At 54.6% G+C, this 26,588-nt stretch carries 26 protein-coding genes; 20 read left to right on the top strand and 6 right to left on the bottom strand.

Annotated elements, in window-relative coordinates:
- Window positions 1–8 precede the first annotated feature (8 nt).
- Window positions 9–836 (bottom strand): co-chaperone DjlA, encoded by an 828-nt coding sequence (gene djlA, locus J2125_RS14970; RefSeq protein WP_017800494.1) that lies wholly within the window; start codon window positions 834–836, stop codon window positions 9–11.
- A gap of 148 nt (window positions 837–984) precedes the next feature.
- Between djlA and lptD the strand changes: the two genes are divergently transcribed.
- The 6 genes from lptD to apaH are packed head-to-tail and all read left to right on the top strand — an operon-like array spanning window position 985 to window position 7,734.
- Window positions 985–3,363, top strand: a complete 2,379-nt coding sequence (gene lptD / locus J2125_RS14965) for an LPS assembly protein LptD (RefSeq protein WP_040462380.1) — start codon at window positions 985–987, stop codon at window positions 3,361–3,363.
- Between the two features lie 54 nt (window positions 3,364–3,417).
- On the top strand, window positions 3,418–4,713 hold the full coding sequence (gene surA / locus J2125_RS14960; protein WP_017800496.1) for a peptidylprolyl isomerase SurA: 1,296 nt from the start codon (window positions 3,418–3,420) through the stop codon (window positions 4,711–4,713).
- Complete coding sequence (gene pdxA, locus J2125_RS14955) at window positions 4,703–5,695, top strand: 4-hydroxythreonine-4-phosphate dehydrogenase PdxA (RefSeq protein WP_026111622.1); 993 nt, start codon at window positions 4,703–4,705, stop codon at window positions 5,693–5,695. Before surA ends, pdxA begins: the two co-directional genes overlap by 11 nt.
- On the top strand, window positions 5,688–6,509 hold the full coding sequence (rsmA, locus tag J2125_RS14950) for a 16S rRNA (adenine(1518)-N(6)/adenine(1519)-N(6))-dimethyltransferase RsmA (RefSeq protein ID WP_017800498.1): 822 nt from the start codon (window positions 5,688–5,690) through the stop codon (window positions 6,507–6,509). Before pdxA ends, rsmA begins: the two co-directional genes overlap by 8 nt.
- 4 nt (window positions 6,510–6,513) lie before the next feature.
- Window positions 6,514–6,891, top strand: a complete 378-nt coding sequence (gene apaG, locus J2125_RS14945) for a Co2+/Mg2+ efflux protein ApaG (RefSeq protein ID WP_017800499.1) — start codon at window positions 6,514–6,516, stop codon at window positions 6,889–6,891.
- Window positions 6,892–6,903: 12 nt separating this feature from the next.
- Window positions 6,904–7,734 (top strand): bis(5'-nucleosyl)-tetraphosphatase (symmetrical) ApaH, encoded by an 831-nt coding sequence (gene apaH, locus J2125_RS14940; RefSeq protein ID WP_017800500.1) that lies wholly within the window; start codon window positions 6,904–6,906, stop codon window positions 7,732–7,734.
- Between the two features lie 30 nt (window positions 7,735–7,764).
- On the opposite strand, the gene J2125_RS14935 is transcribed toward apaH, so the two are convergent.
- Complete coding sequence (locus J2125_RS14935) at window positions 7,765–9,369, bottom strand: glycosyl hydrolase family 18 protein (RefSeq protein ID WP_017800501.1); 1,605 nt, start codon at window positions 9,367–9,369, stop codon at window positions 7,765–7,767.
- Window positions 9,370–9,504: 135 nt separating this feature from the next.
- Window positions 9,505–10,254, bottom strand: a complete 750-nt coding sequence (locus J2125_RS14930) for a prepilin peptidase (protein WP_017800502.1) — start codon at window positions 10,252–10,254, stop codon at window positions 9,505–9,507.
- 251 nt (window positions 10,255–10,505) lie between these two features.
- Between J2125_RS14930 and gspG the strand changes: the two genes are divergently transcribed.
- The 12 genes from gspG to J2125_RS14870 are packed head-to-tail and all read left to right on the top strand — an operon-like array spanning window position 10,506 to window position 19,638.
- A complete protein-coding gene (gene gspG, locus J2125_RS14925; RefSeq protein WP_017800503.1) occupies window positions 10,506–10,928 on the top strand; it encodes a type II secretion system major pseudopilin GspG in 423 nt (140 codons plus the stop codon).
- Window positions 10,929–10,930: 2 nt separating this feature from the next.
- Complete coding sequence (locus tag J2125_RS14920; protein ID WP_017800504.1) at window positions 10,931–11,386, top strand: lytic transglycosylase domain-containing protein; 456 nt, start codon at window positions 10,931–10,933, stop codon at window positions 11,384–11,386.
- Between the two features lie 6 nt (window positions 11,387–11,392).
- Window positions 11,393–12,562 carry a type II secretion system F family protein gene (locus tag J2125_RS14915; protein WP_017800505.1) on the top strand — a complete coding sequence of 390 codons (1,170 nt, stop codon included), beginning with the start codon at window positions 11,393–11,395 and terminating at the stop codon, window positions 12,560–12,562.
- Window positions 12,562–14,193 (top strand): GspE/PulE family protein, encoded by a 1,632-nt coding sequence (locus tag J2125_RS14910; protein ID WP_017800506.1) that lies wholly within the window; start codon window positions 12,562–12,564, stop codon window positions 14,191–14,193. The genes J2125_RS14915 and J2125_RS14910 overlap by 1 nt, the downstream gene beginning before the upstream one ends.
- Window positions 14,174–14,860 carry a hypothetical protein gene (locus tag J2125_RS14905; RefSeq protein ID WP_017800507.1) on the top strand — a complete coding sequence of 229 codons (687 nt, stop codon included), beginning with the start codon at window positions 14,174–14,176 and terminating at the stop codon, window positions 14,858–14,860. The genes J2125_RS14910 and J2125_RS14905 overlap by 20 nt, the downstream gene beginning before the upstream one ends.
- A gap of 2 nt (window positions 14,861–14,862) precedes the next feature.
- Entirely contained in the window at window positions 14,863–15,357 is a 495-nt protein-coding gene (locus tag J2125_RS14900) for a hypothetical protein (RefSeq protein WP_017800508.1), read from the top strand.
- Entirely contained in the window at window positions 15,347–15,901 is a 555-nt protein-coding gene (locus tag J2125_RS14895) for a GspMb/PilO family protein (protein ID WP_017800509.1), read from the top strand. The genes J2125_RS14900 and J2125_RS14895 overlap by 11 nt, the downstream gene beginning before the upstream one ends.
- Complete coding sequence (locus J2125_RS14890; RefSeq protein WP_017800510.1) at window positions 15,898–16,425, top strand: hypothetical protein; 528 nt, start codon at window positions 15,898–15,900, stop codon at window positions 16,423–16,425. The genes J2125_RS14895 and J2125_RS14890 overlap by 4 nt, the downstream gene beginning before the upstream one ends.
- An 11-nt stretch (window positions 16,426–16,436) precedes the next feature.
- Window positions 16,437–18,326 carry a secretin N-terminal domain-containing protein gene (locus J2125_RS14885; RefSeq protein WP_017800511.1) on the top strand — a complete coding sequence of 630 codons (1,890 nt, stop codon included), beginning with the start codon at window positions 16,437–16,439 and terminating at the stop codon, window positions 18,324–18,326.
- Window positions 18,323–18,802 carry a type II secretion system protein gene (locus tag J2125_RS14880; RefSeq protein WP_017800512.1) on the top strand — a complete coding sequence of 160 codons (480 nt, stop codon included), beginning with the start codon at window positions 18,323–18,325 and terminating at the stop codon, window positions 18,800–18,802. The genes J2125_RS14885 and J2125_RS14880 overlap by 4 nt, the downstream gene beginning before the upstream one ends.
- Complete coding sequence (locus J2125_RS14875) at window positions 18,789–19,157, top strand: type II secretion system protein (RefSeq protein WP_017800513.1); 369 nt, start codon at window positions 18,789–18,791, stop codon at window positions 19,155–19,157. The genes J2125_RS14880 and J2125_RS14875 overlap by 14 nt, the downstream gene beginning before the upstream one ends.
- Window positions 19,144–19,638 carry a hypothetical protein gene (locus tag J2125_RS14870; RefSeq protein WP_017800514.1) on the top strand — a complete coding sequence of 165 codons (495 nt, stop codon included), beginning with the start codon at window positions 19,144–19,146 and terminating at the stop codon, window positions 19,636–19,638. The genes J2125_RS14875 and J2125_RS14870 overlap by 14 nt, the downstream gene beginning before the upstream one ends.
- 11 nt (window positions 19,639–19,649) lie before the next feature.
- On the opposite strand, the gene J2125_RS14865 is transcribed toward J2125_RS14870, so the two are convergent.
- On the bottom strand, window positions 19,650–19,907 hold the full coding sequence (locus J2125_RS14865; protein WP_017800515.1) for a LysR family transcriptional regulator: 258 nt from the start codon (window positions 19,905–19,907) through the stop codon (window positions 19,650–19,652).
- 232 nt (window positions 19,908–20,139) lie between these two features.
- Between J2125_RS14865 and J2125_RS14860 the strand changes: the two genes are divergently transcribed.
- Window positions 20,140–20,829 carry a LuxR C-terminal-related transcriptional regulator gene (locus J2125_RS14860; RefSeq protein ID WP_017800516.1) on the top strand — a complete coding sequence of 230 codons (690 nt, stop codon included), beginning with the start codon at window positions 20,140–20,142 and terminating at the stop codon, window positions 20,827–20,829.
- Window positions 20,830–20,917: 88 nt separating this feature from the next.
- Here J2125_RS14860 and J2125_RS14855 read toward each other — a convergent pair whose 3' ends face one another.
- Window positions 20,918–21,139: a hypothetical protein gene (locus tag J2125_RS14855; protein WP_017800518.1), complete on the bottom strand. Its 222-nt coding sequence runs from the start codon at window positions 21,137–21,139 to the stop codon at window positions 20,918–20,920.
- A gap of 435 nt (window positions 21,140–21,574) precedes the next feature.
- Here J2125_RS14855 and J2125_RS14850 point away from each other — a divergent pair, with 435 nt between their 5' ends.
- Complete coding sequence (locus tag J2125_RS14850; RefSeq protein ID WP_198510881.1) at window positions 21,575–22,972, top strand: lytic polysaccharide monooxygenase; 1,398 nt, start codon at window positions 21,575–21,577, stop codon at window positions 22,970–22,972.
- A gap of 22 nt (window positions 22,973–22,994) precedes the next feature.
- On the opposite strand, the gene J2125_RS14845 is transcribed toward J2125_RS14850, so the two are convergent.
- Window positions 22,995–26,588: an ATP-binding protein gene (locus J2125_RS14845; protein ID WP_017800520.1), complete on the bottom strand. Its 3,594-nt coding sequence runs from the start codon at window positions 26,586–26,588 to the stop codon at window positions 22,995–22,997.

Genomic DNA, 26,588 nt, shown 5'->3' with positions numbered 1-26,588 from the left:
CTTCACGGCTATTTAAAATTCTTTTCGCGCTTAATCAAATCGTACGCCGACTGAATTTCCTGCGCTTTTTGCTTCGCCATCTCCATCATTTCCGGCGGCAAACCTTTCGCCACCAGCTTATCAGGATGGTGCTCACTCATCAGCTTGCGATAGGCGCGCTTAATGGTGACCGCATCGTCGCTGCTTTTCACGCCGAGTACGCTACAGGCATCTTCCAGCGTCGGCCCACGTGGCGCCTGCTGGAAACCACCTTGCGAAGAAGAGCCGTTCCACGACTGGCCGCCGCCGCCAAACTGCTGGCCGCTCTGCATCATACGTAAGAACTGATCGAACTGGCTGCGGGAAATACCCAGCTCTTCAGCAATCACATACAACACCTGACGCTCATTGGGATGCAGTGAACCATCGGCAAACGCCGCCTGAATCTGAATTTCCAGAAACATCCGAATCAGATCAAAACGGCCGAAACAGGCGCTACGCAATTCACGCAGCTTGCTTCGCAACGGATATTCACCCTGCTTACCTTCACGAAACGCCTGCTGCGCCGCGGTACGCGCCACACCATGCAGCTGCATCCGCTCCATCAGCAGCGACGCCATCTGAATATCAGCATTGGTTACGCGCCCTTTCGATTTGGTTAAATGCCCCATCACCTGAAAAGTGGTGCGAAAAAACAGCGTCTGCCGCGTTTGCTGATTAGCGAAATAGCCCCGCCCTTGCGCGCCGCGAACCTTATCAACCATATGACCAATAATCAGGCCAATCGCCAGGCCCCAGAAGCCTGCTCCAGACAACAAACCCAGCACAAGGCCAAGTACTTTTCCCCAATAGCGCATATACTCCTCAATTCGCCATGCTGAAGGCCAAAAATTGCATTATCATACCTGTCATTTAACTCAGAGCCTAACGGCAACGCGGGTAAACGAGCAGGATTAAGACTAGCGCAACGCAGTTGAGTAAGTTAGTCTCTGACCGTTTGTCGGCATGATGCCAGTTATCACGGAATTCTCGATACCGCGTATGAAAAAACATATTCCTACTTTGCTGGCCACTCTGATTGGTTCAGCACTTTACAGTCAGCATGTGCTTGCCGACGATTTGATGTCGCAGTGCATGCTTGGCGTGCCGAGTTATAATCGACCTCTGGTGCAGGGACAAACCAATCAACTGCCGGTAACGATTAACGCTGATAACGCGAAAGGCAACTATCCCGACGATGCGGTGTTCACCGGCAATGTCGATGTGCAGCAGGGTAACAGCCGCCTGCAATCTGATGAAGTACAGCTTCATCAGAAAACCTTGCCTGGTCAAACTGTACCTACCCGTACGGTTGATGCGCTGGGTAATGTGCACTATGACGACAATCAGGTCATCCTGAAAGGTCCGAAAGCCTGGTCGAATCTGAATACCAAAGACACCAACGTCTGGAACGGTGACTATCAGATGGTCGGCCGCCAGGGGCGTGGTGTCGCCGATCAGATGAAACTGCGCGGTGAAAATCGTTATACCATTCTGGAAAACGGCACCTTTACTTCCTGTCTGCCTGGCGATAACAGCTGGAGCGTGGTCGGTTCTGAAGTGATTCAGGATCGCCAGGAAGAGGTGGCGGAGATCTGGAATGCGCGCTTTAAAATTGGTGCGGTGCCGGTGTTTTACAGCCCGTATATGCAATTGCCGATCGGCGATCGCCGTCGTTCTGGTTTCCTGATCCCCAATGCCAAATATGGCAGTAACAACGGCTTTGAATTTATTCTGCCGTATTACTGGAATATTGCGCCGAACTTTGATGCCACCCTGACGCCGCACTATATGAGCAAGCGCGGCATCCAGTATCAGAATGAGTTCCGCTATCTGACCACGGCAGGCGCTGGCCTGGTGGAGTTCGACTATCTGCAATCGGACGATCAGTTCAATAAAGATCATCCGGAAGAGAAAGATTCGAATCGCTGGTTCTTCTACTGGCGCCATGCTGGCGTCTACGATCAGAACTGGCGCTTCAATGTTGACTACTCAAAAGTCAGCGACAATTACTATTTTAACGATCTGGATTCGCCGTACTACTCGTCGACGGATGGCTATCTGACGCAGAAATTCAGCGTCGGCTATGCGGAGAGCAACTGGAACGCCACCCTGTCGAGTAAAGATTTCCAGGTGTTCTCGGTGCGTAATGTCTATCGTGCGCAGCCGCAGCTGGATCTTAACTACTATCAGAACGATGTGGGGCCGTTTGATACCCACGTGTATGGTCAGGCGGTGAAGTTTACCAACGTCGATTCGCGCTATCCTGAAGCGACGCGCCTGCACATTGAACCGACGATTAATCTGCCGCTGGCCAATGGCTGGGGCAGTCTGAATACCGAAGCGAAGCTGCTGGCGACCCACTATCAGCAGAGTGATGTGGAGTATTACAATACCAGCGTCGATACCGATAAAACCAACCAGCTGAAAGAGTCGGTCAACCGCGTAATGCCACAATTCAAAGTTGATGGCAAAATGGTGTTTGAACGCGATATGAACTGGGCGGAAGGTTATACCCAGACGCTGGAACCGCGTACGCAGTATCTGTATATCCCGTATCGCGACCAGAGCCATATCAACGCCTATGACTCAACGCTGCTGCAATCTGACTACACCGGACTGTTCCGCGATCGCACCTATAGCGGTCTGGATCGCATCGCATCCGCCAACCAGATGACCACCGGCGTCACTTCGCGAATTTATGATACCGATCTGGTTGAACGTTTTAACGTTTCTGTGGGTCAAATCTACTCGTTTACCCCTTCTCGCACCGGACTGGAAACGACGAGCGATGAAGATGACACTGGCAGCCTGGTGTGGGCCGGTGATTCATACTGGAAAATTAGCGATCGCTGGAGCACGCGCGGTGGTATTCAGTACGATACGCGACTGGATAACATTTCGCAGGGGAATGCGGTGCTGGAGTATCGTCGTGACGCTGACCGTATGGTCCAGCTTAACTATCGCTACAGCAGCCCGGAGTATGTGGCGTCTGCGCTGCAGCGTGATATTTCTACCAACGAGATCTATAAAGATGGCATTTCTCAGGTTGGGATGACGGCAAGCTGGCCGATTGCTGATGCCTGGTCGGTGGTGGGTGCGTATTACTACGACACCAAATCAAAACAGCCTGCCGATCAGCTGGTTGGCCTGCAATACAGCTCATGCTGTTATGCCATTCGCCTGGGTTACGAGCGCAAAATCAACGGTTGGGAAAACGAAAGCAGTAAATATGACAACCAAATCTCGTTCAACATTGAACTGCGTGGCCTGAGCTCTAACTACGGCTTAGGAACCGGTCAAATGCTGCGTCAGGGTATTCTGCCTTACCAGCGCGCTTTCTGATGTTGTAATGTTTGGCATGCAAACCCGCAGTGCGGAAAGAAGAATGGAAAAAGTATGAAGAACTGGAGAACGCTGATTCTTGGTGTGGCCCTGGCAGCCAATACCGCGTTTGCAGCACCACAAGTGGTTGATAAAGTTGCCGCCGTCGTAAACAACGGTGTGGTATTAGAGAGTGATGTTGATGGCATGATGCAGTCGGTGAAAGCACAGGCGCAGCAGGCCGGACAGCAGCTGCCTGACGATCGCACCCTGCGTCATCAGATTGTTGAACGTCTGATTATGGATAATATCCTGCTGCAGATGGGCAAACAGATGGGCGTGCAGGTCACCGATCAGCAACTTGATCAGGCGATTGCCAATATTGCGGCGCAGAATAAGATATCGATGGATCAGATGCGCAGCCGTCTGGCCTATGACGGTGTCAATTACAGCACCTACCGTGAGCAGATCCGTAAAGAGATGCAGATTGCTGAAGTGCGTAATAACGAAGTGCGTCGTCGTGTCACCATCCTGCCGCAGGAAGTGGATACGCTGGCCGCGCAGGTTGGCGCCCAGAACAATCGCGGCACTGAACTGAATCTCAGCCATATCCTGCTGCCGCTGCCGGAAAACCCGACGCAGCAACAGGTTGATGAGCAGGAAAACCTGGCGAAACAGCTGGTAGGTGAGATTAAAGGCGGCGCTGACTTCGGTAAACTGGCGGTCACTTACTCTGCTGACTCTCAGGCGCTGAAAGGCGGCAATATGGGTTGGGGTAAAATTGAAGAGCTGCCAACCCTGTTCTCGCAGGCGCTGAGCACGGCGAAGAAAGGCGATATTGTTGGTCCAATCCGTTCCGGCGTCGGCTTCCATATCCTGAAAGTGAACGATCTGCGCGGCGAGTCGCAGAATATTTCGGTCACCGAAGTGCATTCGCGTCATATTCTGCTGAAACCGTCACCGATTCTGACCGATGCGCAGGCACGCGCGAAGCTGGAACAGGTTGCTGCCGATATTAAGAGCGGCAAAACTGATTTTGCCACCGCAGCGAAACAGCTTTCGGACGATCCGGGTTCGGCCAATCAGGGCGGCGACCTGGGCTGGACTTCAGCTGAAGTGTTTGATCCGGCATTCCGTGATGCATTGCTGAAACTGAATAAAGGCCAGGTCAGTGAGCCGGTTCACTCCTCTTTCGGCTGGCACCTGATTCAGCTGCTGGATACCCGCCAGGTTGATAAAACCGATGCGGCGCAGAAAGAGCGTGCTTATCGCCTGCTGTTTAATCGTAAATTTGCTGAAGAAGCACAAACCTGGATGCAGGAACAACGCGCCAGTGCTTATGTGAAAATTCTGGATGGCAATGCTAAGTAATCAGCGTGTAGTGATCACTCCCGGCGAACCCGCCGGGATTGGTCCCGATCTTTGCATTCAGCTGGCGCAGCGAGACTGGCCAGTTGAACTGGTGGTATGCGCCTCAGCAGAATTACTGCGCCAGCGCGCGGCGAAACTCGGTCTGCCGCTTACTCTGCGCGACTATCAACCTGGCGTTGCCGCTCAGCCGCAGCAGGCGGGTAGCCTGACGCTGCTGGAGATCGCAACGGCGCAGCCAGTGACTGCCGGCGAGCTTTGCGTCGCTAACGGTGCTTACGTGCTGGAAACCCTGGCGCGCGCCTGTGACGGTTGTCTGAACGGCGAATTTGCCGCGCTGATTACCGGTCCGGTGCATAAAGGGGTGATCAACGATGCGGGTATCCCGTTTACCGGTCACACCGAATTTTTTGCCGAACGCGCCGCATGCGATCGTGTAGTGATGATGCTGGCGACGGAAGAGCTGCGCGTGGCGCTGGCCACCACTCACCTGCCGTTAAAAGATGTCGCGGACGCTATTACCCGTGACAGTCTGCATGAAGTGATTACTATTCTGCATCGCGACCTGCAAACTAAGTTTGGCCTTACCACCCCCCATATCTTCGTCTGCGGCCTTAATCCGCATGCGGGCGAAAGCGGCCATATGGGCCGTGAAGAAATTGATACCATTATCCCGGCCCTGAACGAGCTGCGCCTGCAGGGGATCCAGCTGACCGGCCCGTTGCCGGCCGATACCTTGTTCCAGCCCAAATATCTGCAACATGCCGATGCGGTGCTGGCGATGTATCACGATCAGGGGCTTCCGGTGCTAAAATATCAGGGATTTGGTCGCGCGGTGAATATCACCCTCGGCCTGCCATTTATCCGTACGTCTGTTGACCACGGCACCGCGCTTGAACTGGCGGGCCTGGGAACAGCTGATACGGGCAGCTTTATCACGGCGCTTAATCTCGCCATTACCATGATCAAGAGCAGTAATGAATAATCGCGTCCACCAGGGCCATTTTGCCCGCAAACGTTTTGGACAGAACTTCCTCAACGACCAGTACATCATCGAAAGCATTGTTTCCGCCATCCACCCTCAGCCCGGCGAGGCGCTGGTGGAGATCGGTCCCGGCCTTGGCGCCCTGACCGAACCAGTAGGCGAGCGCCTCGATGCCCTGACCGTCATTGAGCTTGACCGCGATCTGGCGGCACGTTTGCAAACGCATCCGTTCCTCGGCCCGAAGCTGACCATTTTTCAGCAGGACGCGATGACCTTTAACTTTGCCGAACTGGCTGAGCAAAAAGGCCAGTCGCTGCGCGTGTTTGGCAATCTGCCGTACAATATTTCAACGCCACTGATGTTCCACCTTTTCAGCTATACTAGTGCCATCAAAGATATGCACTTTATGTTGCAGAAAGAGGTGGTTAACCGTCTGGTGGCTGGCCCGGGCAGTAAAGCCTATGGTCGCCTGAGCGTGATGGCGCAGTATTACTGCAATATCATTCCGGTGCTGGAAGTGCCGCCAGAGTCCTTTACGCCTGCGCCTAAAGTGGATTCCGCCGTGGTGCGTCTGGTGCCGCATGCTAAGATGCAGAACCCGGTGGATGAGATTCGCACGCTGAGCCGCATCACTACCGAAGCCTTTGGCAAGCGCAGAAAGACGCTGCGTAACAGCCTGGGACATATTTTCTCGCTGGAGACGCTGGCCGAGCTGGGCATCGACAATACGCTGCGCGCAGAAAACATCTCTGTCGCACAATATTGCCAGTTAGCTAACTGGCTAACTGCGCATCCTGAGTCGCAGGAGAGCTAAACGCATGATTGATTCGCCCCGAGTATGTGTACAGGTGCAGAGTGTCTATATTGAGTCGCAATCCGCACCTCATGACGATCGCTATGTTTTTGCCTATACCATTACCATTCGCAATCTGGGGCGCAATCCTGTGCAGCTTCTTGGCCGTTACTGGTTGATTACTAACGGTAACGGTCGGGAAACAGAAGTTCAGGGCGAAGGAGTGGTTGGTGAACAACCGCTGATCGAGCCTGGCAATGAATTCCAGTATACCAGTGGCGCGATCCTCGAAACGCCGATGGGCACTATGCAAGGCCACTATGTGATGGTTGATCAACAAGGGGAAACCTTTAATGTTGATATTCCGGTGTTTCGCCTTGCCATCCCGACCCATATTCACTAAGAAAAAAACTTAATGAGTACATACCTTATTGGCGACATTCACGGTTGCTATGATGAGTTGCAATCGTTGCTGGCGCAGGTCGCCTTTGATCCAGAGAAAGATACCCTGTGGTTAACCGGCGACCTGGTGGCGCGTGGTCCCGGTTCGCTCGAGGTGCTGCGTTTTGTGCGTTCACTGGGCGACTGCGTGCGTCTGGTGCTGGGTAATCACGATCTGCATTTGCTGGCGGTTTACGCCGGTATCAGCCGCAATAAACCCAAAGATCGCATTACGCCGCTGCTGACGGCTCCCGATGCCGACGAGCTGATTAACTGGTTGCGCCGTCAGCCACTGCTGCAGGTCGACGAAGAGAAGAAGCTGGTGATGGCGCACGCCGGCATCACGCCGCAATGGGATATCGCCACGGCGAAAATGTGTGCGCGCGAAGTCGAAGCGGTGCTGTCCAGCGACAGCTATCCGCTATTTCTTAATGCGATGTATGGCGATATGCCGAATAACTGGACGCCGGAACTGAGCGGGCTGTCCCGCCTGCGTTTCAGCACCAATGCGCTGACGCGTATGCGCTTCTGCTTTCCTAACGGCCAGCTGGATATGATTGCCAAAGAGTCACCGGAATCTGCGCCGCCGCCGCTTAAACCCTGGTTCGCCATTCCTGGTCCTGTCGCCCGTGACTACACCATTGTGTTTGGCCACTGGGCCTCACTGGAAGGACGCGGTACGCCGGAAGGGATTATTGGACTGGATACCGGCTGCTGCTGGGGCGGCACCCTGACGCTGCTGCGCTGGGAAGATCGCGCGCTGTTTGTTCAGCCCTCCAACCGCGTACGCGCCAACGAAGGCTGACAACCGTAGCGGTCATCCTGACTGGATTTACTACGGATATTCTGCTGCCGGCATAGCTGCATTACCGGTTTTCACTATCAGCGGCTGACTCTTATCCGAAGAGCTATCTGCAGTATCCACTGCCGCCACCTGGTATTCGTAGGTGTTTCCTGCCGTCAGCCCGCTATCGATAAAGCGGGTCTCCAGCGCTTCACTGATAAACTCCCCATTGCGATAGACGCGGTAGTGTTTGACGACCAGATTGTCCATGGCGGCATGCCAGCTAAGCGTCAGGCGATCCTGACCGACCTCAGTAACTGCCAGCGCTACCGGAGGGGAAGGCTTCTCATTATCTTCTGGCGGCGCTTCATCCTCCACAGTGATGGAAGAGGACTCCCCGGCCACAGAGAGATTCTGCGCCTTATCCACCGCAACAATCTGATACTCATAGCTGTTGCCTGCGCTGACCTCCGTGTCACGCCACTCCGGCAACAGCGACTGAGCTATTTCAACGCCGTTACGCCAGATATTGTAGTGCGATACGCCGATATTATCGCTGGCAGGTTGCCATGCCAGAACAACCAGCCCCTCTGCCAGAGTGAGATCGGGCTTACCTGGCTGGCTGGGTGCGTCATGGTCCGGAGCGGCCGTCAGATCTTCATTAATTAACTGACCAAAACGCTCAACAAACGCGTTGCCATAAGCATTACCGTTGCGGTTATGCCCGGCATCCCAGTTAACCGACCAGGTCATTAGTCCCCTGACTGGCGTCCCCTGGGCCGCCAGACGTTCCCAGGCGTTACGCACATCAGCTTCATTTTTAGCATAACCGTTGGCGGCGGCATCTTCGTTGCTGGGCAGGCCGATAACCAGTTTATCCGCCGGAACAGGGATATAGCCGCGCGTGCCATGCACCAGCGAGTCGCTCAGGGTATATAAAAATTGCGCTTTTTTGCTGTCATCATTTTGCGCATACCAGCCATTTTCACCCTCTACGCCATCGTCATTCTGGTTGTAATATTGTGGAGAGATAAAGTCATAATAGCCCTCAAGATTTTCGATCAGTTTTTTCCAGGCGCCCCCCTTCTGCCGCAGGTCAGGGAACTCAGGCGACATACTGATTATAAATTTGGGGTATTGCGCTTTAACTCGTTTCAGTGCGGCGGGAATTTCAGTCTGATTGGCGCCGGCGGCAAGCGCACTGCCCGGCAGACTGATATCCAGGCCGTCAAAACCGTGCAGCTCAACCAGACGAATAATTTCATCGACAAATTTTTGCGCCTCTCCCGGCGCCAGCTCAATATGCACCCCGGTGCCACCCAGCGAAATCAGTACCGGGCGATCTTCGCTGTTAAGGATCGCGACCTTGTGGCGAAACTCTGCATCGCTCATATTATAAGGCTGGAAAGTCGGAATGCCGTTGCCGGTCATAAAGGCCACGGTAATAACGTTATATTCTGCAGGGATCTCCGTCAGATCTATATTGGCGGCACTCCCCTGCTGAAAACCATCGGACTGGCTCGCCCAGTTATGCCAGAAACCCACCATAATTTTTTTATCACTGATATCCGGAAAGCTATCCGCAGCATAAAATGTAGCAGCACTCGCTATCGCACTGCTGACTATTCCAGCCAGCAACAGTGATGCCGTTATCATATTTAATCCAGATTTCTTTTTCACAGGTAACATTTCGCATTAACAATCAATAATTATCCGCAGAAAAGTATTTTCTTTACCTGTTAAAAACCAGCGGCAGCTTCCCGCGAAGGGCAAGAATATTCCCGGGAGAATTTAAAAATGATAATAACGAGGATCAAATATCAGAAAAAATATCGCTACTACTGCCGGATAAGGACCAAAAGGAAAAGCCTCGCCCTTTTTTACCCGTAGCAGCACCGCGCTTAACAACGCCAGCAGAGGCGCAAACAGCATAATATGGCACAGGGTTTCCACGCCAAAGCAGGCGCCCAGTGCGGCAAACAGCTTCATATCGCCCATCCCCATCCCGGCGCCGCCACGCAGCAGATAATGCAGACGATCCAGTAGCCACGGCAGGGCAAAACCGATGGCCGAGGCGATTAACGCATCGCGCCAGCTGACCGCATTAATCTCCAGCAGCGTCGCCGCCACTCCCAGCACCCACAACGGCAATACCAGGCGATCCGGTAGCAGCATGGTGCGCCAGTCAATAACCGCCAGTGCGATCAGCAGACAAATCACGCTGAGAATAAATCCACTTTGCCAGGTCAGTCCATAACGAAAGGCCACCAGCATAAATAACAGTGCCGTCCCCCCTTCCACCAGCGGGTAGCGCCAGCTAATTGGTTGATGACAATCGGCACAATGCCCCCGCAACAGCAACCAGCCAAGCAGCGGCAGATTGTGGCGCCAGCGCACCGGCGAGCCACAGCAAGGGCAGTGTGAGGCGGGAAAACTTAACCTACATGTTTCACCCGCCATCATCAGCGGCAGGCGATAAATCACCACATTGAGAAAACTGCCGATGACTGCACCAGCTAATGCAGCCCATACCATTTCCATTTACACTCTCATTTAATCTTTGTTCAGGACATTATCAGTAAAAACATTACTGTTATCAGATATTGCGCATCGCATAGTAACCCGCCATATAGCGATAAATCCCCCCACCGGCTAAATAAAGAAAACTCTCAATCATCCGGCATTAATTCTTAATTAACCATAGAGCAATAGCCTGTTTATTGCGCAGGGGTTATTTAAGAATATTTACATCAGTTGTTAAACCAATATTGTGAAATAAACGTGAGAACATCATGAAAAAAACCTTATTACCTCGTAACCGTCATCAGCAGGGCTTTACGCTGCTCGAACTGCTGGTGGTATTAATGATTATTGCGCTGCTGGCTGGTTTTGTCGGTCCACGCCTGTTTTCTCAGGTGGATCAGGCGAAAGAAAAAACCGCGATCAGTCAGATGAAAATCCTGTCTGAGGCGCTGGGTCAGTATCGTCTTGATGTTGGCCACTACCCCAGCGAAGCACAGGGGCTGAAAGCGCTGCATGAACGTCCGAATGGCGTCAAAAACTGGCGAGGTCCGTATCTGAGTAAAGAAGTGCCTGCCGATCCCTGGGGCAACCCGTTCCAGTGGCATAACCCGACGCGTAAAAAAAATGTGGTGTATGAAGTTGAGCTGCTGGCGGCCGGTAATGGCGACCAGGCGGTGAGCTACGGATTCTGATCGTGCGTGTATTTCTCTGTTTTCTGTCGCTGTGGGCTATGCAGCTACCGGCACAAGCGACCTGCTGGCAAGAGGCTGGCCAGCGCTATGGCATTGAACCGGAGTTGCTGCATGCCATCGCCATCGTGGAGTCCAACCTGCAAAGCTCAGCGCGTAATCAGAACCGTGACGGCAGTTACGACATTGGCCTGATGCAAATTAACAGCCGCCATCTGCCGCTACTGCGCAACTTTCAGATCTCTGAAAGCGCACTGCTCGACGACCCGTGCCTCAGCGTGATGACCGGCGCCTGGGTGCTGGCAGGCTTTATGCGCCGCTATGGCTATAGCTGGGAGGCGGTCGGGGCTTATAACGCCGGTAACGGGTCGGATCGGGGGCATTTACGTCAGCGTTATATCCAGCGCGTACATCCCCACTATGCGCGGCTGAAAAAAGAGAGCCGCACTGCTGAGCAATAAAAAGCCATGAAAAATTATCAGATAACGTTATTGCGCAACGGTGTCCGCAGCGTGCAGCAGGTTTATGCCAGCAGCGTCGAGCAGGCGAAAGCGCAAGTCGCCAGCGATGCGCTGGTATTAGAGGTAAAGGCCAAAACCAGCGCACGGCGCGCACGGCCATTTCCCCTGACGCTGTTTATTCAGGAGCTGATCGCGCTGCTGGAGGCCGGCCTGGTCATTGTTGAAGCCATCGAAGCACTGAATGAGAGCTGCAATGAACCACAACAGCGCCGGGTACTGGGTGACATTCTGCGCGAACTCTATCGTGGACAGCAGTTGTCGCAGGCGCTCGCCACCCAACCCGCGCTGTTTCCGCCGCTGCTGGTCAGCACCGTGGCCTCTTCGGAACAGACTGGTCAGCTGCCGGTGGCGCTGGGACGTTTCCTGCATTACGAAAAACGCATGGAAACCCTGCGCAAACGCATTCGCAGCACCCTGCTCTACCCCAGCGTGGTGATCGGCGTCGGCTGCCTGATTCTGTTCTTTCTGCTGGGATTTATTATTCCGCGTTTTGCGGTGGTGTTTAACGGCATGCAAAACCTGAATGCCAGCGCGCACTTTATTGTCTGGTGGGGTGGGCTGACCGACAGCTATGGCCCGCTGCTGCTGCTGCTGACTGCAGGCGCTGTCGCCCTGATCGTTGCCGCACTACGCAATAAAGCGTTGCGCCAGGCGGGTTTCAGACAGCTGCTGTGCATTCCGCAGCTCAGGCAACAGTACCGGCTGACGATTCTGGTGCGCTTCTATCGCACTCTCGGCCTGCTGTTACAGGGAGGCATGGCCGCCGTCGACGCGCTTCAGCTGACCGGCGGCCTGCTACCGGCCACTTATCAGCCGCGGCTGCGCCAGATTCTGACGGAGGTGCAGACGGGTAAAGCGCTATCACACTGCCTGAGCGCGCAAGGACTGACCACTCCGGTCGCCAGCCGCCTGCTGGTGGTTGGCGAACGCGGAGGCGAGCTGCCTGCAATGTGCGAGCGCATCGCCGCTTTTTATGACGAGAGCCTGGAACGCGCTATCGAGACCTTTAGCAAAGTGTTTGAACCGCTGCTGATGCTGGTGGTCGGTGGCCTGGTTGGCCTGGTGGTGTTTCTGCTTTATATGCCCATTTTTGAAATGGCGGGAGGATTAGCCTGATGACCCATGATCATCACGAAATGCCAGACTCTGCATGGCTGAATCTCGCAGAGGAACAGCGTGCCGACTGGCTGGAGCAACTGCTGGCCGGACAGCCGCAGCAGCTGGAGCCGCTGGCGGCAGAGCTGGGTCTCTGGCCGCTGCAGGAACAACAGCTTACGGCGGCGGAACTGGACTTCAGCCGCATCAGCCTGCCGCAGGCGCTGGCGCGTCGTCTGTTACCGATCCAGCTGGATGGCAAAGCGTGGCTGCTGCTGGCGGATCCCTTTAGCCTGTCGCTACGCCAGTGGGCACAGCGCCATGCTCAGCGTCTGGCGCTTTGTCGTCCAGGCTGGGTCAATGAACAGCTGGATAATCTGTCGCGTCAGCAGCGCACTATGGAGCAGATCGATCATCAGGATTTCGCCAGTCAGGGTGAAGAGACAACGCTGGAGATCTCACTGGTCACCATCGATCAGGAGCAGAGCTCGGTGATCAGACTGGTCGACTCCACGCTGTACGACGCCCTGCAAAGCCGCGCCAGCGATATTCATCTGGAGAGCGTGCCTGATGGCCTGGTGGTGAAATACCGCATTGATGGCGTGCTGCATAACATTACGCGCTGCAACGGCTGGCAGAATGCCGAGCAGATTATTTCGCGTCTGAAGGTGCTTGGCTGCATGGATATCTCTGAGCGCCGCGTGCCACAGGATGGTCGTTTTAAGGCGCATATTCAGCAGCGCGATGTCGATTTCCGCGTCTCGATTATGCCCAGCATCCACGGTGAGGATGCGGTGATGCGCGTGCTGGATAAATCCCATGATAAAAAACTGCGGCTGGAAACGCTCGGCTTTGATCTGCCGACGTTACAGGCGATACGCAAGCTGACGCAGATCCCACACGGCATGGTGCTGGTAACCGGGCCCACCGGCAGCGGTAAATCCACCACCCTCTATTCGGCGCTCAGCGAGCTGAACAGTGGTGAAAGCAAGATCATCACCATTGAAGATCCGGTGGAGTATCAGCTGGAGGGGGTATTGCAAATTCCGGTCAACGATAAGAAAGGATTGAGCTTTGCCCGCGGCCTGCGCGCCATCCTGCGTCACGACCCCGATATTATTCTGGTGGGGGAAATTCGTGACGGTGAGACCGCCGGGATTGCGGTGCAGGCGGCGCTGACCGGCCACGTCGTGCTCTCGTCGGTGCACGCCAACAGTGTATTCAGCGTGCTGGAGCGTTTTCTCTATATGCAGGTCGAGCCAGCCAGTCTGATCACCGCGCTAAACGGCGTCGTCGCCCAGCGCCTGGTGCGTCAGATCTGCCCGCAGTGTCAGCAGGCTTCTCAGCCGACAGCGGAAGAGATTGCCGACTGGCAGCTTGATCGCCTCCAGCTTAGCGAAACCAGCTGGAGCCGGGGGGCGGGCTGTGATCATTGCCGGAACAGCGGTTATCACGGACGGCTGGCGCTGGCGGAAGTACTGCATTTCAGCGATGCGATGAAAGAGGCGCTGCTGGCGCGCGCACCGCTGCGCCAGCTACGTGAAGTCGCACTGGCGGAAGGCTTTATGCCATTGCAGCAGATCGCTATTAACGCAGCCAGCAAAGGGCTGACCAGCCTGCAGGAGGTGAAACGTGTTATTTCCCTCCATTAAACGCTGGTGTTGCCGCCTGCAACAGCAGCATCTGCAACTGTGGCTCAATAACCGGCTGCAATACCAGTGCCGCTGGCAGCCGCAGCAGCCGCTGGCCGATCAGCTGGCGCAGTTATTCGCCAGTCTGCCGGCCGCGCCGCGCTGGCGCGACACGCTGGAGTTTGTCGTCGACGCCCCCCACCTCAGCTACCTGCTGGTGCCGTGGAGCAATGGCATTATGCGACCGGCGGAACTGCGTCAGTATGCCGCGCTGTTGCTGGCACAGCAGCAGGATGAGCAGCAGCCGATGGCCGTGAGCTTTTTGCACAGCGGCTATGGCGAGAATGCCTTTGCCGCCCTGCTGCCGCAGGCGCTGCTGAGTGAACTGCAGCAAGTGGCAAAGGATCAGCGTCTGCGGCTGCGCGGCTGCCGCACGCCATTCAGCAATATGCTGAGCGATTTTGGCCGCCAGTTGCCAGACAACGCGCTGTTCGCCTGCATCGGCCCGCAGCAAAGCAGTTTCGCCTGCCGCTTTCAGCAACAGTGGCACAGCGTGTTTAGCCTGCATCTGCCGCACAACGAATTAAGACAACAGCTGGATACCGCTAACCGCCTCGCCGGTCTGCCAACGCTGCCGCGCTTTGTGCTGAACAGCACATCGGGTCTGCGCAGGCAGGGAGATGTATAGCCATGATAAATCGTCATCAATTTATCGCGCGCTGGCGGCTGCCGATCAGTCTCGTCCTGCTGGTGGTACTGATTGCGCCGACGCTGCTGGCGATCGCTATCACCCGGCAGCAGCAACAACAGCTGACGCAGGCAGTGATTCAGGAGATGCAACTGCTACAGGCTCACCGTCAGGCGGCGGAAGCGATTAGCGCCAGACAGCGCGCCTTCGATAAAGCGCCGCCACAGCAGGAGTCAACGCAGCTGAACGGACTGGCGCTGATCGCGCTGGCCCTGCACGACGATATTGCCCTGCTGTCGCTGCAGAAAGATGTGCGTGAGCAACGGATCCGCGTTGAGGTGCTCAGTCACTCACTGGATGCGCTGCTGGACTTTGTCTCACGCTTACAACGGCTGCCAGCCCGGGTAAGTCTGGAAAGCCATCAAACGGAAAACAGTATGCCCGGACCATGGAAGATTCGCGCCACGTTAAATCTGGAGTACACCGATGCGCCTTAACTCAGGCATCCTGCCCTCGTTAAATGAGTGGCAACCCCGTCTGCGCTGGTATGCCAGCCAGTGCTATGAACTGCTTGGCCCGCTGCCACTGCTGATTGCCGCGCTGTGGCTGGTGCTGTTGTTTTACTTATGTGCTCAGCTGCGCCCGGCGTTGATCGCCGATACCCTGCGTCAGCAGGAGATCCAGCAGCAGCTGGCGGCGCCGCTGCCGATTAGCGCGCCGGAACAGAGCGCAGCCGGGAGCGCACTAAGCGTCACGGAATATGAACAGGTGAAGGCGCTGTTCGCCATCCTGCAAAAGCATGGTTTGCAGGTTAACGAAAGCCGTTACCAGCTGCAGGCAGACAGCAGCGATGGCCAGCGCGATCAACTGGTGCTCGATATTCCGCTGGTGGGTGAATATATGAATTTGCAAAGCGCATTGCGCGAGATGGCGGCCAGCCTGCCGTTGCAATTTGAGTCGTTAGGCATGGCGCGTACATCACCCGCCACCACCCAGCTAACCATGTCGCTGCGCGTCACGCTGGCAGGAGAGAGCCAATGAAACTGCCGCGTTACTTGCAGATTGCGATCGGCATAACCGCTGCGCTGGTGCTGTGGAGTCTGGTCAGTGAGCCTGATGATGCGCCCACGCAGCAGCAGGCGTTACTGCCACAGGCCAGCCCGCTGGCTGCCGGACCGCCCGACAGTAGCCGTACCACGGCGACCCGCGCGCCTGACGATCACGACAGCAATCTGTTCCCGTTTCAGGGACCGAAAGCGAAACCCGCGCCGCCACCGCCGCCGCCCAAACCGGCAGCGCCCCCCAGCGCCCCCAGCCTGCCATTCAAGCTGGTCGGCGCCTGGTGGAGCCATAACCAGCGCTATCTGGTGCTAAGCGACGGTAAGCAAAGCTGGATCGTCTGTAATCAGTGCAGGATCGCCGACAGCATTCGCCGTGGCGAAAAATTAAATGAGAACTGGCAGTTAACAGCGATCGAACCTGACTATCTGGTTTTCCGCTGGCTGCCGCTTGAAACCGACCGGCGCTTACCGCTGGACGATATGCAATCAAAACCTAAATTCTAACGATATTGACTATGTTTACGAAAAAAAAGCTGTCTGTATTAATCACCGTGCTGCTGCTGGCAGGCTGTGCTAACCAGCAGTCACATACCTCTGACCAACTGCCGCAAGATCAACAACAGCAGCTTATCCATTCGCTGGATAAGCTGAGACAACAGCGTCTGGTCAATCCTGAGGATTTGACGCTGAAAAGCCGCGAACAGCTGGAGAGTAATCAGCTGGTCGATCTGTATCTGAAACAAGCGGATCGCGCCGTTGCGCAGAATAACCATCAGGACGCGGCACGCCTGTGGCGTACCGCATTGCAGTATCAGCCCGGCAATATGCGTGCGCAGCAAGGACTGCGCCGCATCAATGCCTGGCGTTCGCTGGATATGATGTATCAGCAGGCCAGCAAACTGGCGGCAAACAACCCGCAAGCGGCGCTGGAAAAAATCCAGAAAGTGCTGGAAGAGGAGCCGGGCTGGCCGCAGGCCACCGCGCTGCGCGATCATCTGCTGCGCCAGTTGTCGTCCAGCACGCAGCCGTCGCAGCGGATGAGCGCTGAACTGCAGAAGCCGGTATCACTCAATTTTCGCTCGCATAATCTGATGGAGATCTTCAACACCATTTCGAAGATCACCGGAGTGAACTTTATCTTTGATAACGATGTGTCACGCAATATCACCACCAGCATTATTGCCAATAAAACCACGGCGGAAGACGCGATCAATTTGCTGTTGATCTCCAATCAGCTGCGGAAAAAGGTGCTGAATGGCAATACCTTGCTGATCTATCCGGCCAGCCAGAACAAAGAGAAAATCTATCGTGACATTATGGTGAAAACCTTTTTCCTCGGCTACGCCAAAGCGAAGGATGTCAACGTGGCGCTGCGCAACCTGATGAAGATTAAAGATATTCATGTCGATGAACGGACTAACTCACTGACGGTACGCAGTCCACGTGAAAGTATCGAGATGATCGAACGCCTGCTGATGACGCTGGATCGTCCGGAAGCGGAGGTCACGCTGGAAGTCGAAGTGCTGGAGATCAGCAGCAGTGACGCCACCAAACTGGGTATTCGTTATCCGGGTGAGATCGGTATTGGCTTTAATGGCGGCGCCGATGGATCCAGCAATATTCCGCTGAACGGTTTTGGTCGCGACAATATGTTTATCAATCTTGGCAGCAATCGCGGACTTAAACTCGATATCAGTAAGATCCGCAGCAATGCCAGAGTGCTGGCCAATCCACGTATTCATGTGAAAAACAGTAAGCAGGCGTTGATCGAAATTGGCGAGAAACTGCCGGTATTAACCAATACCACTAATGATGGCGTAACCAACCAGAAAGTGGAGTACCAGGACGTTGGCCTGAAGCTGCAGGTGACGCCAGAGATCAGTCTCGACGGCGAGATCAGTATGGATGTTGAGTTCAGCCTCAGCAGCCTGGGCCTGGCGCAGGAGAGTAAGGATGGCCTGAAATACTACAGCACCAACAACCGGATGGCGAAAACCATTCTCAGCAGCCTCGATGGCGAAACCCAGATGCTGGCTGGATTGATCAGCATGAACCAGAAAGATGAGAAAAGTGGCGTGCCCGGACTCAGCGATGTGCCATTGATCGGGTCGCTGTTCAGAACCTCGGATAAAGAGAAGAAGCGCACCGAAGTGGTGCTGCTGATCACGCCGCGTATTGCCCGCAGCATCGATCTGCCGGGATCCCATATCAATGCGATCGCCGTAGGGACTGAAGATCTGCCAGGCGATCAGGATATGCGTTTGCGCGCAGCGGGTCGTATCCAGGTAGGCAGAGAAGCATCTGTCGCGCCACCGCTGGCACCACCGGCGCACTTCCCGGATCAGCGCGGCGAACTGCCGCCACCCAACCCGGCCCATGACAGCGCAGCAAGAAGCGCGCCATGAGTCAGCGACGGCAACAGGGTTTTACCCTGGTTGAAATGATGGTGACGCTCAGTCTGCTGGCTTCACTGGCGGCAGCCTCGCTGCCGCTAATTGAGAAACAGGCTCAGCGCCATAAAGAGGAACAGCTGCAACAGGCGCTGCGTCAGATCCGCCAGGCGCTGGATAGCTATCATCGCGCCAGTCAGCAAGGGCTGATTGAGAAACGCAGCGATGAATCCGGCTATCCGCCAACGCTACAGGCGCTTAGCGAAGGGGTGGTGGATAAAACCTCGCCTAATCAGCGCAAAATCTACTTTCTGCGGCGAATTCCGCGCGATCCGATGTGTGATTGCGCCGGTAAAGCTGACCATGAGAGCTGGCGCTTGCGCAGCAGTAACAGCGAACCGGGTAATTTTACCCGCCGGGGAGATATCTATGATGTCGCTTCATATAGCGAAGCCCGCGGACTCAACGGGGTGCCTTATGCGCAATGGTGAAAAAGGCTTTACCCTGATTGAACTGCTGGTGGTGATGGCGATTATTGCCACGCTGGTAACCCTGGTGGCGCCGCGCTATTTCCAGCAAACCGAGCGTGCCAAAGAGGTGGTGCTGAAACACAATCTGAATACGCTACGGGTTTCGCTCGATCACTATCGCCACGACCATATTCAGGGGCCAACGCGGTTGCAGGAGCTGGTGGAAAAAGGCTATCTGCGCCAGCTGCCGCTCGATCCGCTGACGGATCAGCACCATAGCTGGGTCAGCCGCCAGGACGAACACGGGCAGATTATTGATATTTTCAGTGGCTCGCAGCAGAAATCGCTGGATGGAGTGCCCTATGCCGACTGGTAATCGCCAGGCGGGCTTCAGCTATCTGCTGTTGCTGGCGTGGCTTAGCATGCTGTCGCTGCTGCTGCTGCGTAGTTATGACCACCGTCAGACGCAGTGGCGGCAGGATCGCGAAGAGCAGCTGCTGTTCGCTGGCGATCAGATTCGTCAGGCAATCCGTCTGTACCGCGAAAACCCGGCGGGTAATAAATGCTATCCGACCGCTTTCCATCAGTTGATCAGCGATACGCGCGGCAACCGGGCGCAGCACCTGCTGCGCCAGATCTATATCGATCCATTTAGCCAAAAGCGTGAATGGGGGATGATCTATGATGAAAAGCAGCGCTGGATCGGCGTTTACAGCCAGGGCAGCGGCAGACCACTTAAACAGCAGGGGTTCAGTGAACCCTATATCCATTTTAAACAGGCGGCCAGCTACGCCGAATGGCAGTTTAAAGTGGAAGAAGATCCAGCCGCGCCGTTGCCGGAGCGTTGCACCCGGTAATCGCGGGTAAATTATTGGGCAAACGCGCGCTCTAACTGCGTTTTCACATTCCGCAGCTCCAGGGCATGTTGATAGAATATTTTGCCTTTGGCGGTTGGAATACAGGGCCGACGGCGCACCACCAGTTTTTCGCCCATTTCATCTTCCAGCGAACTCAGACGCAATGATACTGCGGATGGTGTAATATAAAGTTGTCGCGCCGCTTCTTCAAAACTGCCGGTATCGACAACGGTAAGAAAAGCATTAATTTTTTTAAATCCCGCTCTCATCTTCGTCCCCGAAAAAGTTTTGGTAAAATATCGTTAACCCACGAGATAAATCTTAACTGTAAAACCCGCCACAGTTAAATCTGACTAGTCAGAAAATCGCCCGTCCGTCGATAACAATTTTTTCATAAAATGAGTTTTTCTTAATCAGCAAGAATCTTCTCGCTGGCGTATCAGATCCCTGGTTATTATCTTCGCACTTTCCAGCCATCCAAATTTATCAGGACAGAACGCTATGACCATCAATATTGCTATTGCTCATGAACACAAACTGATTCGCTGCGGCATTAAATCGTTGATTAAAAATATGACCGGAAAAAAACTTTCCGTCAGTGATGACAATGCCAGCTATTCGATTATTAATGATGTTTCCACTCCAGCCGAGCTGGTAAGCACCTTAAACAGCAATCATATCGATCTGCTGTTACTGGGATATACGCTCAATACTGATGAGCGTAAAAGCAGCCCGCTGGCTTCGATGGATGGTTATAACCTGGTGAAGTGGTTGCGTAACAAATACCCGCATATCAAAATTGTGGTGATGTCGCCGCACCGCCATGCCAGTCTGGTGCGTATGATGCTCGGTTCCGGCATTTCCGGTTATATCAGCATGGATATTTGTGAAAAAACGCTGGAGCGCGTGATGAGCAGCGTACTGAACAATGAGGTTTATGTGGAGAATGACTTAATGCGCACTCTGCTTAACGCCAATAATAATACTAACGAGATCTCACCTAAAGAGTCGGAGGTACTGCGTCTGTTATGCCAGGGATTGAGTTTAACCAAAATCGCCAGCCGCCTGAATCTGAGCATCAAGACAGTTAGCGCCCACAAACTGCGGGCTATGGATAAACTGGCGGTGGAGAGTGACTGTCAGCTCTACTTCCTGCTGAGCCGCTCCGGTCTGTTTGATATTAAACTGTGATGATCCGCCATGCACAGCATGCCGCAAACGGCGATAACCAGCTGATTGACAGTCAGCTGGTTATCTTAACCCGTCAGCCCAACGGCAATTAGTCACGCTGCTCCCGCGACGCATCAGCAGACTCGTCGCCGCTACAATTATGCACCGTATCTTGCTGAGCGGAGTCATCAGCGTTATTTTCCTGCTGCTCTCCGTTTGTCGTATGGGCTTCATGTACTTCGCTGGTTTCAATATCGTCATGCCCTTCATGGGCAAATGACACAGAAGAAACCATTGATACCAGTAATAATAAAATAAATTTACGCTTCATTATCTGCTTCCTGTAAATAACTGATTAAACATCACGTGATAAATAATCGTATAACAGAACGCCATTTAACAGCGGACAATTCTGCTGCTGATTAAGAACAGTAATTAGCCAGACAGATAAAACCCGACAATAATAAACCGATAAAAGAGCGCTCTTAGCGGTGACAAGAATTTTCCGATTCTAATAGATTGCACAGAAATTATGATATTCCCCACTTCGCGAAACAAAATCCCTGCAGCTGGATTTTACTGATCTCGCGATAGATGCGTTGTTATTTCAGCGCCCGCTCGCGCCGATAAACACTTTAACTTTATATGATATATCAAAGTAACTGGAAAAATTATGCGTTCTTTTAAGAAAAAGACACTACTTGTACTTATGGCCCTGGCAGGCAGTGCCGCCCATGTACAGATTGCCTCTGCCCATGGTTATTTAATGGATCCGCCTGCGCGTGGATTTTTGTGTAAAACCGATAATTCTCAGGGATGTGATGCGCTAAGAGAGAATAATCAGGAGAGTGCCATTACCACTCCGCAGCAGAATGTCTATGTGAATGCCAGCGATTACCAGGATTATACCCGCTCTTTACCAGATGGCCGTATCTGTAGCGCCAATGCCGCGAATACCAAACTGGATCTGCCAGCTAACTACTGGGCGCGCAAGGCGATAACGCCAAATGAAAACGGTGAAATCCCGATTATTTACTATTTCACGCGCCACCATAGTACCGACCATATTCGTTACTATATCACCAAAAACGAAGCGGATAATATGCAGGCGATTAAATGGAGCGATCTGGTCGAGATTGCCCACTTCCCTGATGTCGCGCAGCCAGGTAATGGTGAATTCGTGCAGTGGCGTGAAATGGTTAAATTACCGCAGGGAACCAGCGGCAAGCACACCATTGTCTCGATGTGGCCGGTTGCGCGCTCACATGGCACCAGTGAAAACTTTGTCTCCTGTAGTGATGTCGATATTCAGGGCAGCGAAAATCCTGAACAGGGCTGGAGCGTGATTGGCAACGGTGTCCAGGCGCAGCAGAATCTGAAAGCGGGTGATAAAGTCACCTTCCGTCTGTTCAGCAATGGCGATTCGGCTGGCGACTTCACCCATGAGATCGCCGAGGATCAATGGGGCTCAGCGGCCAACTGGTTATATGACCTCGCACGTAAAGTTAACCAGCAAAATATGCCGGTGAAAATTGGCGATACGCTGGAAAACGGTCAGGTCAAAATCACTGCGGTGAGAAATAACTACCATGTGTATGCGATCGATAAGAGCAAGAACTACAACTACACCATTGATATTAAACAGGCTGAATTACCGGAAACCGGCACGCCGCCGCTGGCGGTGATCACCCCTTCCACTACCACTATCACTCATGATGACTGGGTCAGCCTGAGTGCGGATCAGTCACAGGACCCGGATGGCACCCCGGTGCAGCAGCTGGACTTCGAGTGGTCCGTCAGCCGTAACGCCGACAAGGTCGAGCTGGAAAGTGACCGTGGCATCGCTACCCGTGTGCGCCTGAAAGCTGCGGCAACTGAGGATTTCGATGTGGTTGTGCAGCTGAAAGCCACCGATCCGCAGAATAACAGCGGTGAAACCACGCTGGTGCTGAACGCGAAGAAAGAGGTGACTGAACAGCCTGGCGGCTCATGGGATAAGAGTAAAACCTATGCCATGCCATGTAATAAAGTGACTTATAACGGCGCCGAATGGATGAACGGCTGGTGGACGCAGGATAACCAGCCAGGCGCAGACGGCGACTGGGGCGTGTGGCGTAAAGTCGGCGACAGCCGTATGCACGCGATGTGTAAAGGCGCTAAGTAACCGCATAATAATAACTTAGCTTTCACAGCCCGCCTTCAGGCGGGCTTTTTTGTGACGACAGCCGTTGCGCCAGCTTAGCCAGCACTCTTTCCGCCCGTTCCAGTAAAGTATCCAGCGTCTGACGATCAACCCGTCCACTTTTCTCAATCCGCAAGCACACCCGCATCCCGGGATAGTCGTCAAGCAGGGCAAATGACGCCTGCATCCGGTGCGCATGCTGGGTAATTTGCGCGATATTGCCACCGTCGTGCAGCTGGCGGATCGCCGCCATATCCTGTTGCAGCCCTTGCCTCAGCGCCGTGAGCAGCTGGCGTTCCTGCTGCGCATCGCCCTGCGCCAGCGCCCGTAGCGGTTCATCTTCAATGGCGGCGACCCGCTGATTAACCTGCTCCCAGGCTTGCGCAATACCATCAAGCAGCGCCTGTTGCGTCAGGGGCTTAATCAGCACATCATCCATCCCCGCCGCCAGACAACGCTCACGTTCGCTGGCAAACGCATTGGCGGTGCAGCCAACGATCAGCTGCGGCGGCAGCTGATGCCGCTGCTGATATTCACGTAAGTGACGCGTCAGGGTATAACCATCCATCCCCTGCATCTGACAGTCGGTCAGCACCACATCATAGTAGTGCTGTGCAACCTCCTGAAGTGCTTCCGCTCCGCTGCCCACCAGCTCGACATAATGGCCGGACGAAGCAAATTGCAGCGCCAGAACATGTAAATTCACCGGCAAATCATCCACCACCAGAATATTCAGCGACTCACTCTCTGCCCGCAGCCCGCTGTCCGGCAGCGCAGGATTGGCCAGCAGATCCGGTTCGGCGCGTTGCAATGACAACAAAATATTCACTCTGACGCCGCCGGAATCACTGGCGCCAAGCGTCAGCGTGCCGCCCATCAGGTTAATCAGCCGGGCGGAGATCGGTAACCCCAGACCGCTACCGGGCACTGCATCGGCGCTTTCGGCCCGTACCCAGGGTTGCAAAACCGCCTGATACATCTCTGCGGGAATACCGCAACCGCTGTCTTCCACCTCAATAGTGACCTCATCACGATCCTCATTGTGCAGATAGCGGGCGCTGGCGCGCAGCTGAATCTCGCCCTTTTCAGTAAATTTAATCGCGTTCAGTAGCAGATTATTCACCACCTGGGTCAGGCGTGCGCCATCCAGCCAGTGCGCAGTTGCTGCGGGAAGTCGCAGCAGGGCCTGTAACGCCAGCCCTTTCTCTTCAGCACGCAAGCGAAAAGTGGCGGCACAGCTCTCCAGCAAAGTTTCCAGACGCGTCGGTTGTAACCTGATATCAATGCTGCCCGCTTCGATTTTAGAAAAATCCAGTACATCGCCAATAATGCCCTGCAGCGAGTCAGCGGCCTGCCAGGCAATGCGCAGCGGGTTCTCCTGCTCCGGCCGCTGTTTTACCGCCAGTTCCAGAATGCCGATAATGGCATGCAGCGGGGTGCGAATTTCATGGCTCATGCGCGCCAGAAATGCCGATTTTTCCTGGCTGGCCAGCTCAGCCTTATCACGCGCCAGCAGCAGCTCGCGCGCCAGTGATTTACGCTCCGTCACATCAAACCAGCCGCCAATCACGCCCAGCATCACGCCAGCAGGATTATGGTAGCCCTCAAACCATAAATACCCTTCCCGCTCCTTACCCTGCAAATGCAGGATACGATCGGAGAAATGCGCCGGATCCCCAGACAGACAGCGCAGAAAAATCCCGCGCACCTCCTGCTTATCGGCCGCCGTAAGAAAATGCAGGGTTAAGAGATCGCGTCCGAGCACCTCCTGACCACGCAGCCCCGTCGCCTGGCAGAAATGCTGGTTAGCGGCGGTGACGATCATATCGGCAGCACAGACAAACATTGGCGTCGGTACGTTATTAAACAGGATTTCCCAGTAGGCCAGCAGTTCCTGCAAGCGGTACTCCGCTTTTTTACGTCTGCCGATCTGGCGCGCCAGATAACTGCCCCAGAATATCGAGCTTAAAGCAATCACCAGCAGCGCCACGCCCCATAGCATCACCCAGGGCGGCAACTGACTGTTGTAAGAGGCGAGATTGGCGACGGAAAACCAGTGGATCTTAAGCGCGCGCAGTTCATTCGGCGACAGGCTGGCAATGCCTTTATTCAGAATGCTGGTTAACTGTGGGTAAGCGGGCAGCACCGCGAATCGCTCCGGCTGCAACGTATTATCCAGTGTCTGCACAATAATACGGTTGCCATAGCGGCTGGATTGCAAATAGTTGGCGCTGCCGAGACTGGCAAACGTTGCATCGACCGCGCCCGCCAGCATCATATCGACCGCCTCTGGCACTGTCGCTGCTTCGACGATCGACATCTGTGGATAGAACTGCATCGCTGACAGCAACGCATGACCACGCTGGATCGCCACCCGTTTATGGTTTAACTGCTGCAACGTAAAAGGCGCACTGTGTTCGTTGCGAGTGATCATCACCCACTCTATCGTCCCCCAGGGATCGCTAAACGTCAGCCAGCCGCGTCGCGCCTGCGAGTCCATCAGCGACGGCGTCATCTGCGCCTTCTCCGCGCGCAACACTTTTTCCACCTCTGGCGGACCAGAGGCCGGAATAAAATTGAAATTCAGCCCGCTCTTTTCCGCCAGCAGTTGCAAAATATCGATATCCAGCCCGGTGATCTCATCGTTTTTATTAACAAACGAATATGGTGGAGTATCAATATCCACCGCCACATTGATCACCGGATGCTGCTTAATCCAGTCAATCTCCTGCTGGCTGAATGGCGGGCCATTGCTGTGATAGCCCTGCGCCAGGCCCGATATCCAGCGCTGGTAAATCTCATTTTTAAGGGCGTGCGGAATGCCGGTCAGAATGGCATCAACCGCTTCTACCACCCCATCCCCCTGACGTCCGACAAAGCCGTACAATAACTCTTCCAGCTGCGCATCACGGCGGTAAACCAGCCCGGACTGGGGTCGCAGCGCGCTATACCAGGCGATCTGACTTTGACCATCCAGCCAGGCATCGGCCTGATGGCTGACGACCGCCTGTACCCCCTGTTGCTGGCTGCTGGCGACGGTAAGCTGCGGATAGCGGCTGCGCAGATGTGCAAGCAGCGCCGGATTAATATCCGGTGCAGTTACAATATGCAGCTCAGCAAGTGGCGTATTCTGATTACTTTTGCGCACCATCAGCATCAGCGGCTGGACCAGAATCGGATCGGTGCGATTGTTGTTCGCATCTGCGACGGCAAAATCGGACTGAGCCAGCAACTGGATATCGCCACGCTGCAACGCCTGATACGCCTGCGGCCAGCTGTTATACAGCCGGGCTTCCACCGGACGCTTCAGCACCACCGACAGCAGGCGCAGATAATCCGGATATAAACCCTCCAGCTTGCCGTCCCAGCGCAGCGTTTGCAGCGGCGCCGCAGAACAGCAAAACAGTCCCACTTTCAGCACCGGATAGTGAGGCAGCACCCGACCATGGCTGGCGGCGGGGGTCATTGCTTCACTGGTCATATTCGACCAGATCTCCACACGCCGCCCCTCCACCTGCTCAGCAGCAGGTTCCGCCGCCAGCGCCAGCGCCCATGGCGGAAAAATCAGCCATAACCACCACCAGTGCGGGCGCAACAT

Source organism: Winslowiella toletana (assembly GCF_017875465.1).
Taxonomy (GTDB): Bacteria; Pseudomonadota; Gammaproteobacteria; order Enterobacterales; family Enterobacteriaceae; genus Erwinia; species Erwinia toletana.
Note: the sequence above shows the minus strand (reverse complement) of the source record. Positions and strands in the feature narration are given on the sequence as shown.

Coding starts and splice junctions, on each gene's coding strand:
- djlA (WP_017800494.1), bottom strand. CDS start 836: ATGCGCTATTGGGGAAAAGTACTTGGCCTTGTGCTGGGTTTGTTGTCT.
- lptD (WP_040462380.1), top strand. CDS start 985: ATGATGCCAGTTATCACGGAATTCTCGATACCGCGTATGAAAAAACAT.
- surA (WP_017800496.1), top strand. CDS start 3,418: ATGAAGAACTGGAGAACGCTGATTCTTGGTGTGGCCCTGGCAGCCAAT.
- pdxA (WP_026111622.1), top strand. CDS start 4,703: ATGCTAAGTAATCAGCGTGTAGTGATCACTCCCGGCGAACCCGCCGGG.
- rsmA (WP_017800498.1), top strand. CDS start 5,688: ATGAATAATCGCGTCCACCAGGGCCATTTTGCCCGCAAACGTTTTGGA.
- apaG (WP_017800499.1), top strand. CDS start 6,514: ATGATTGATTCGCCCCGAGTATGTGTACAGGTGCAGAGTGTCTATATT.
- apaH (WP_017800500.1), top strand. CDS start 6,904: ATGAGTACATACCTTATTGGCGACATTCACGGTTGCTATGATGAGTTG.
- J2125_RS14935 (WP_017800501.1), bottom strand. CDS start 9,369: ATGATAACGGCATCACTGTTGCTGGCTGGAATAGTCAGCAGTGCGATA.
- J2125_RS14930 (WP_017800502.1), bottom strand. CDS start 10,254: ATGGAAATGGTATGGGCTGCATTAGCTGGTGCAGTCATCGGCAGTTTT.
- gspG (WP_017800503.1), top strand. CDS start 10,506: ATGAAAAAAACCTTATTACCTCGTAACCGTCATCAGCAGGGCTTTACG.
- J2125_RS14915 (WP_017800505.1), top strand. CDS start 11,393: ATGAAAAATTATCAGATAACGTTATTGCGCAACGGTGTCCGCAGCGTG.
- J2125_RS14910 (WP_017800506.1), top strand. CDS start 12,562: ATGACCCATGATCATCACGAAATGCCAGACTCTGCATGGCTGAATCTC.
- J2125_RS14900 (WP_017800508.1), top strand. CDS start 14,863: ATGATAAATCGTCATCAATTTATCGCGCGCTGGCGGCTGCCGATCAGT.
- J2125_RS14895 (WP_017800509.1), top strand. CDS start 15,347: ATGCGCCTTAACTCAGGCATCCTGCCCTCGTTAAATGAGTGGCAACCC.
- J2125_RS14890 (WP_017800510.1), top strand. CDS start 15,898: ATGAAACTGCCGCGTTACTTGCAGATTGCGATCGGCATAACCGCTGCG.
- J2125_RS14885 (WP_017800511.1), top strand. CDS start 16,437: ATGTTTACGAAAAAAAAGCTGTCTGTATTAATCACCGTGCTGCTGCTG.
- J2125_RS14880 (WP_017800512.1), top strand. CDS start 18,323: ATGAGTCAGCGACGGCAACAGGGTTTTACCCTGGTTGAAATGATGGTG.
- J2125_RS14875 (WP_017800513.1), top strand. CDS start 18,789: ATGCGCAATGGTGAAAAAGGCTTTACCCTGATTGAACTGCTGGTGGTG.
- J2125_RS14870 (WP_017800514.1), top strand. CDS start 19,144: ATGCCGACTGGTAATCGCCAGGCGGGCTTCAGCTATCTGCTGTTGCTG.
- J2125_RS14865 (WP_017800515.1), bottom strand. CDS start 19,907: ATGAGAGCGGGATTTAAAAAAATTAATGCTTTTCTTACCGTTGTCGAT.
- J2125_RS14860 (WP_017800516.1), top strand. CDS start 20,140: ATGACCATCAATATTGCTATTGCTCATGAACACAAACTGATTCGCTGC.
- J2125_RS14855 (WP_017800518.1), bottom strand. CDS start 21,139: ATGAAGCGTAAATTTATTTTATTATTACTGGTATCAATGGTTTCTTCT.
- J2125_RS14850 (WP_198510881.1), top strand. CDS start 21,575: ATGGATCCGCCTGCGCGTGGATTTTTGTGTAAAACCGATAATTCTCAG.
- J2125_RS14845 (WP_017800520.1), bottom strand. CDS start 26,588: ATGTTGCGCCCGCACTGGTGGTGGTTATGGCTGATTTTTCCGCCATGG.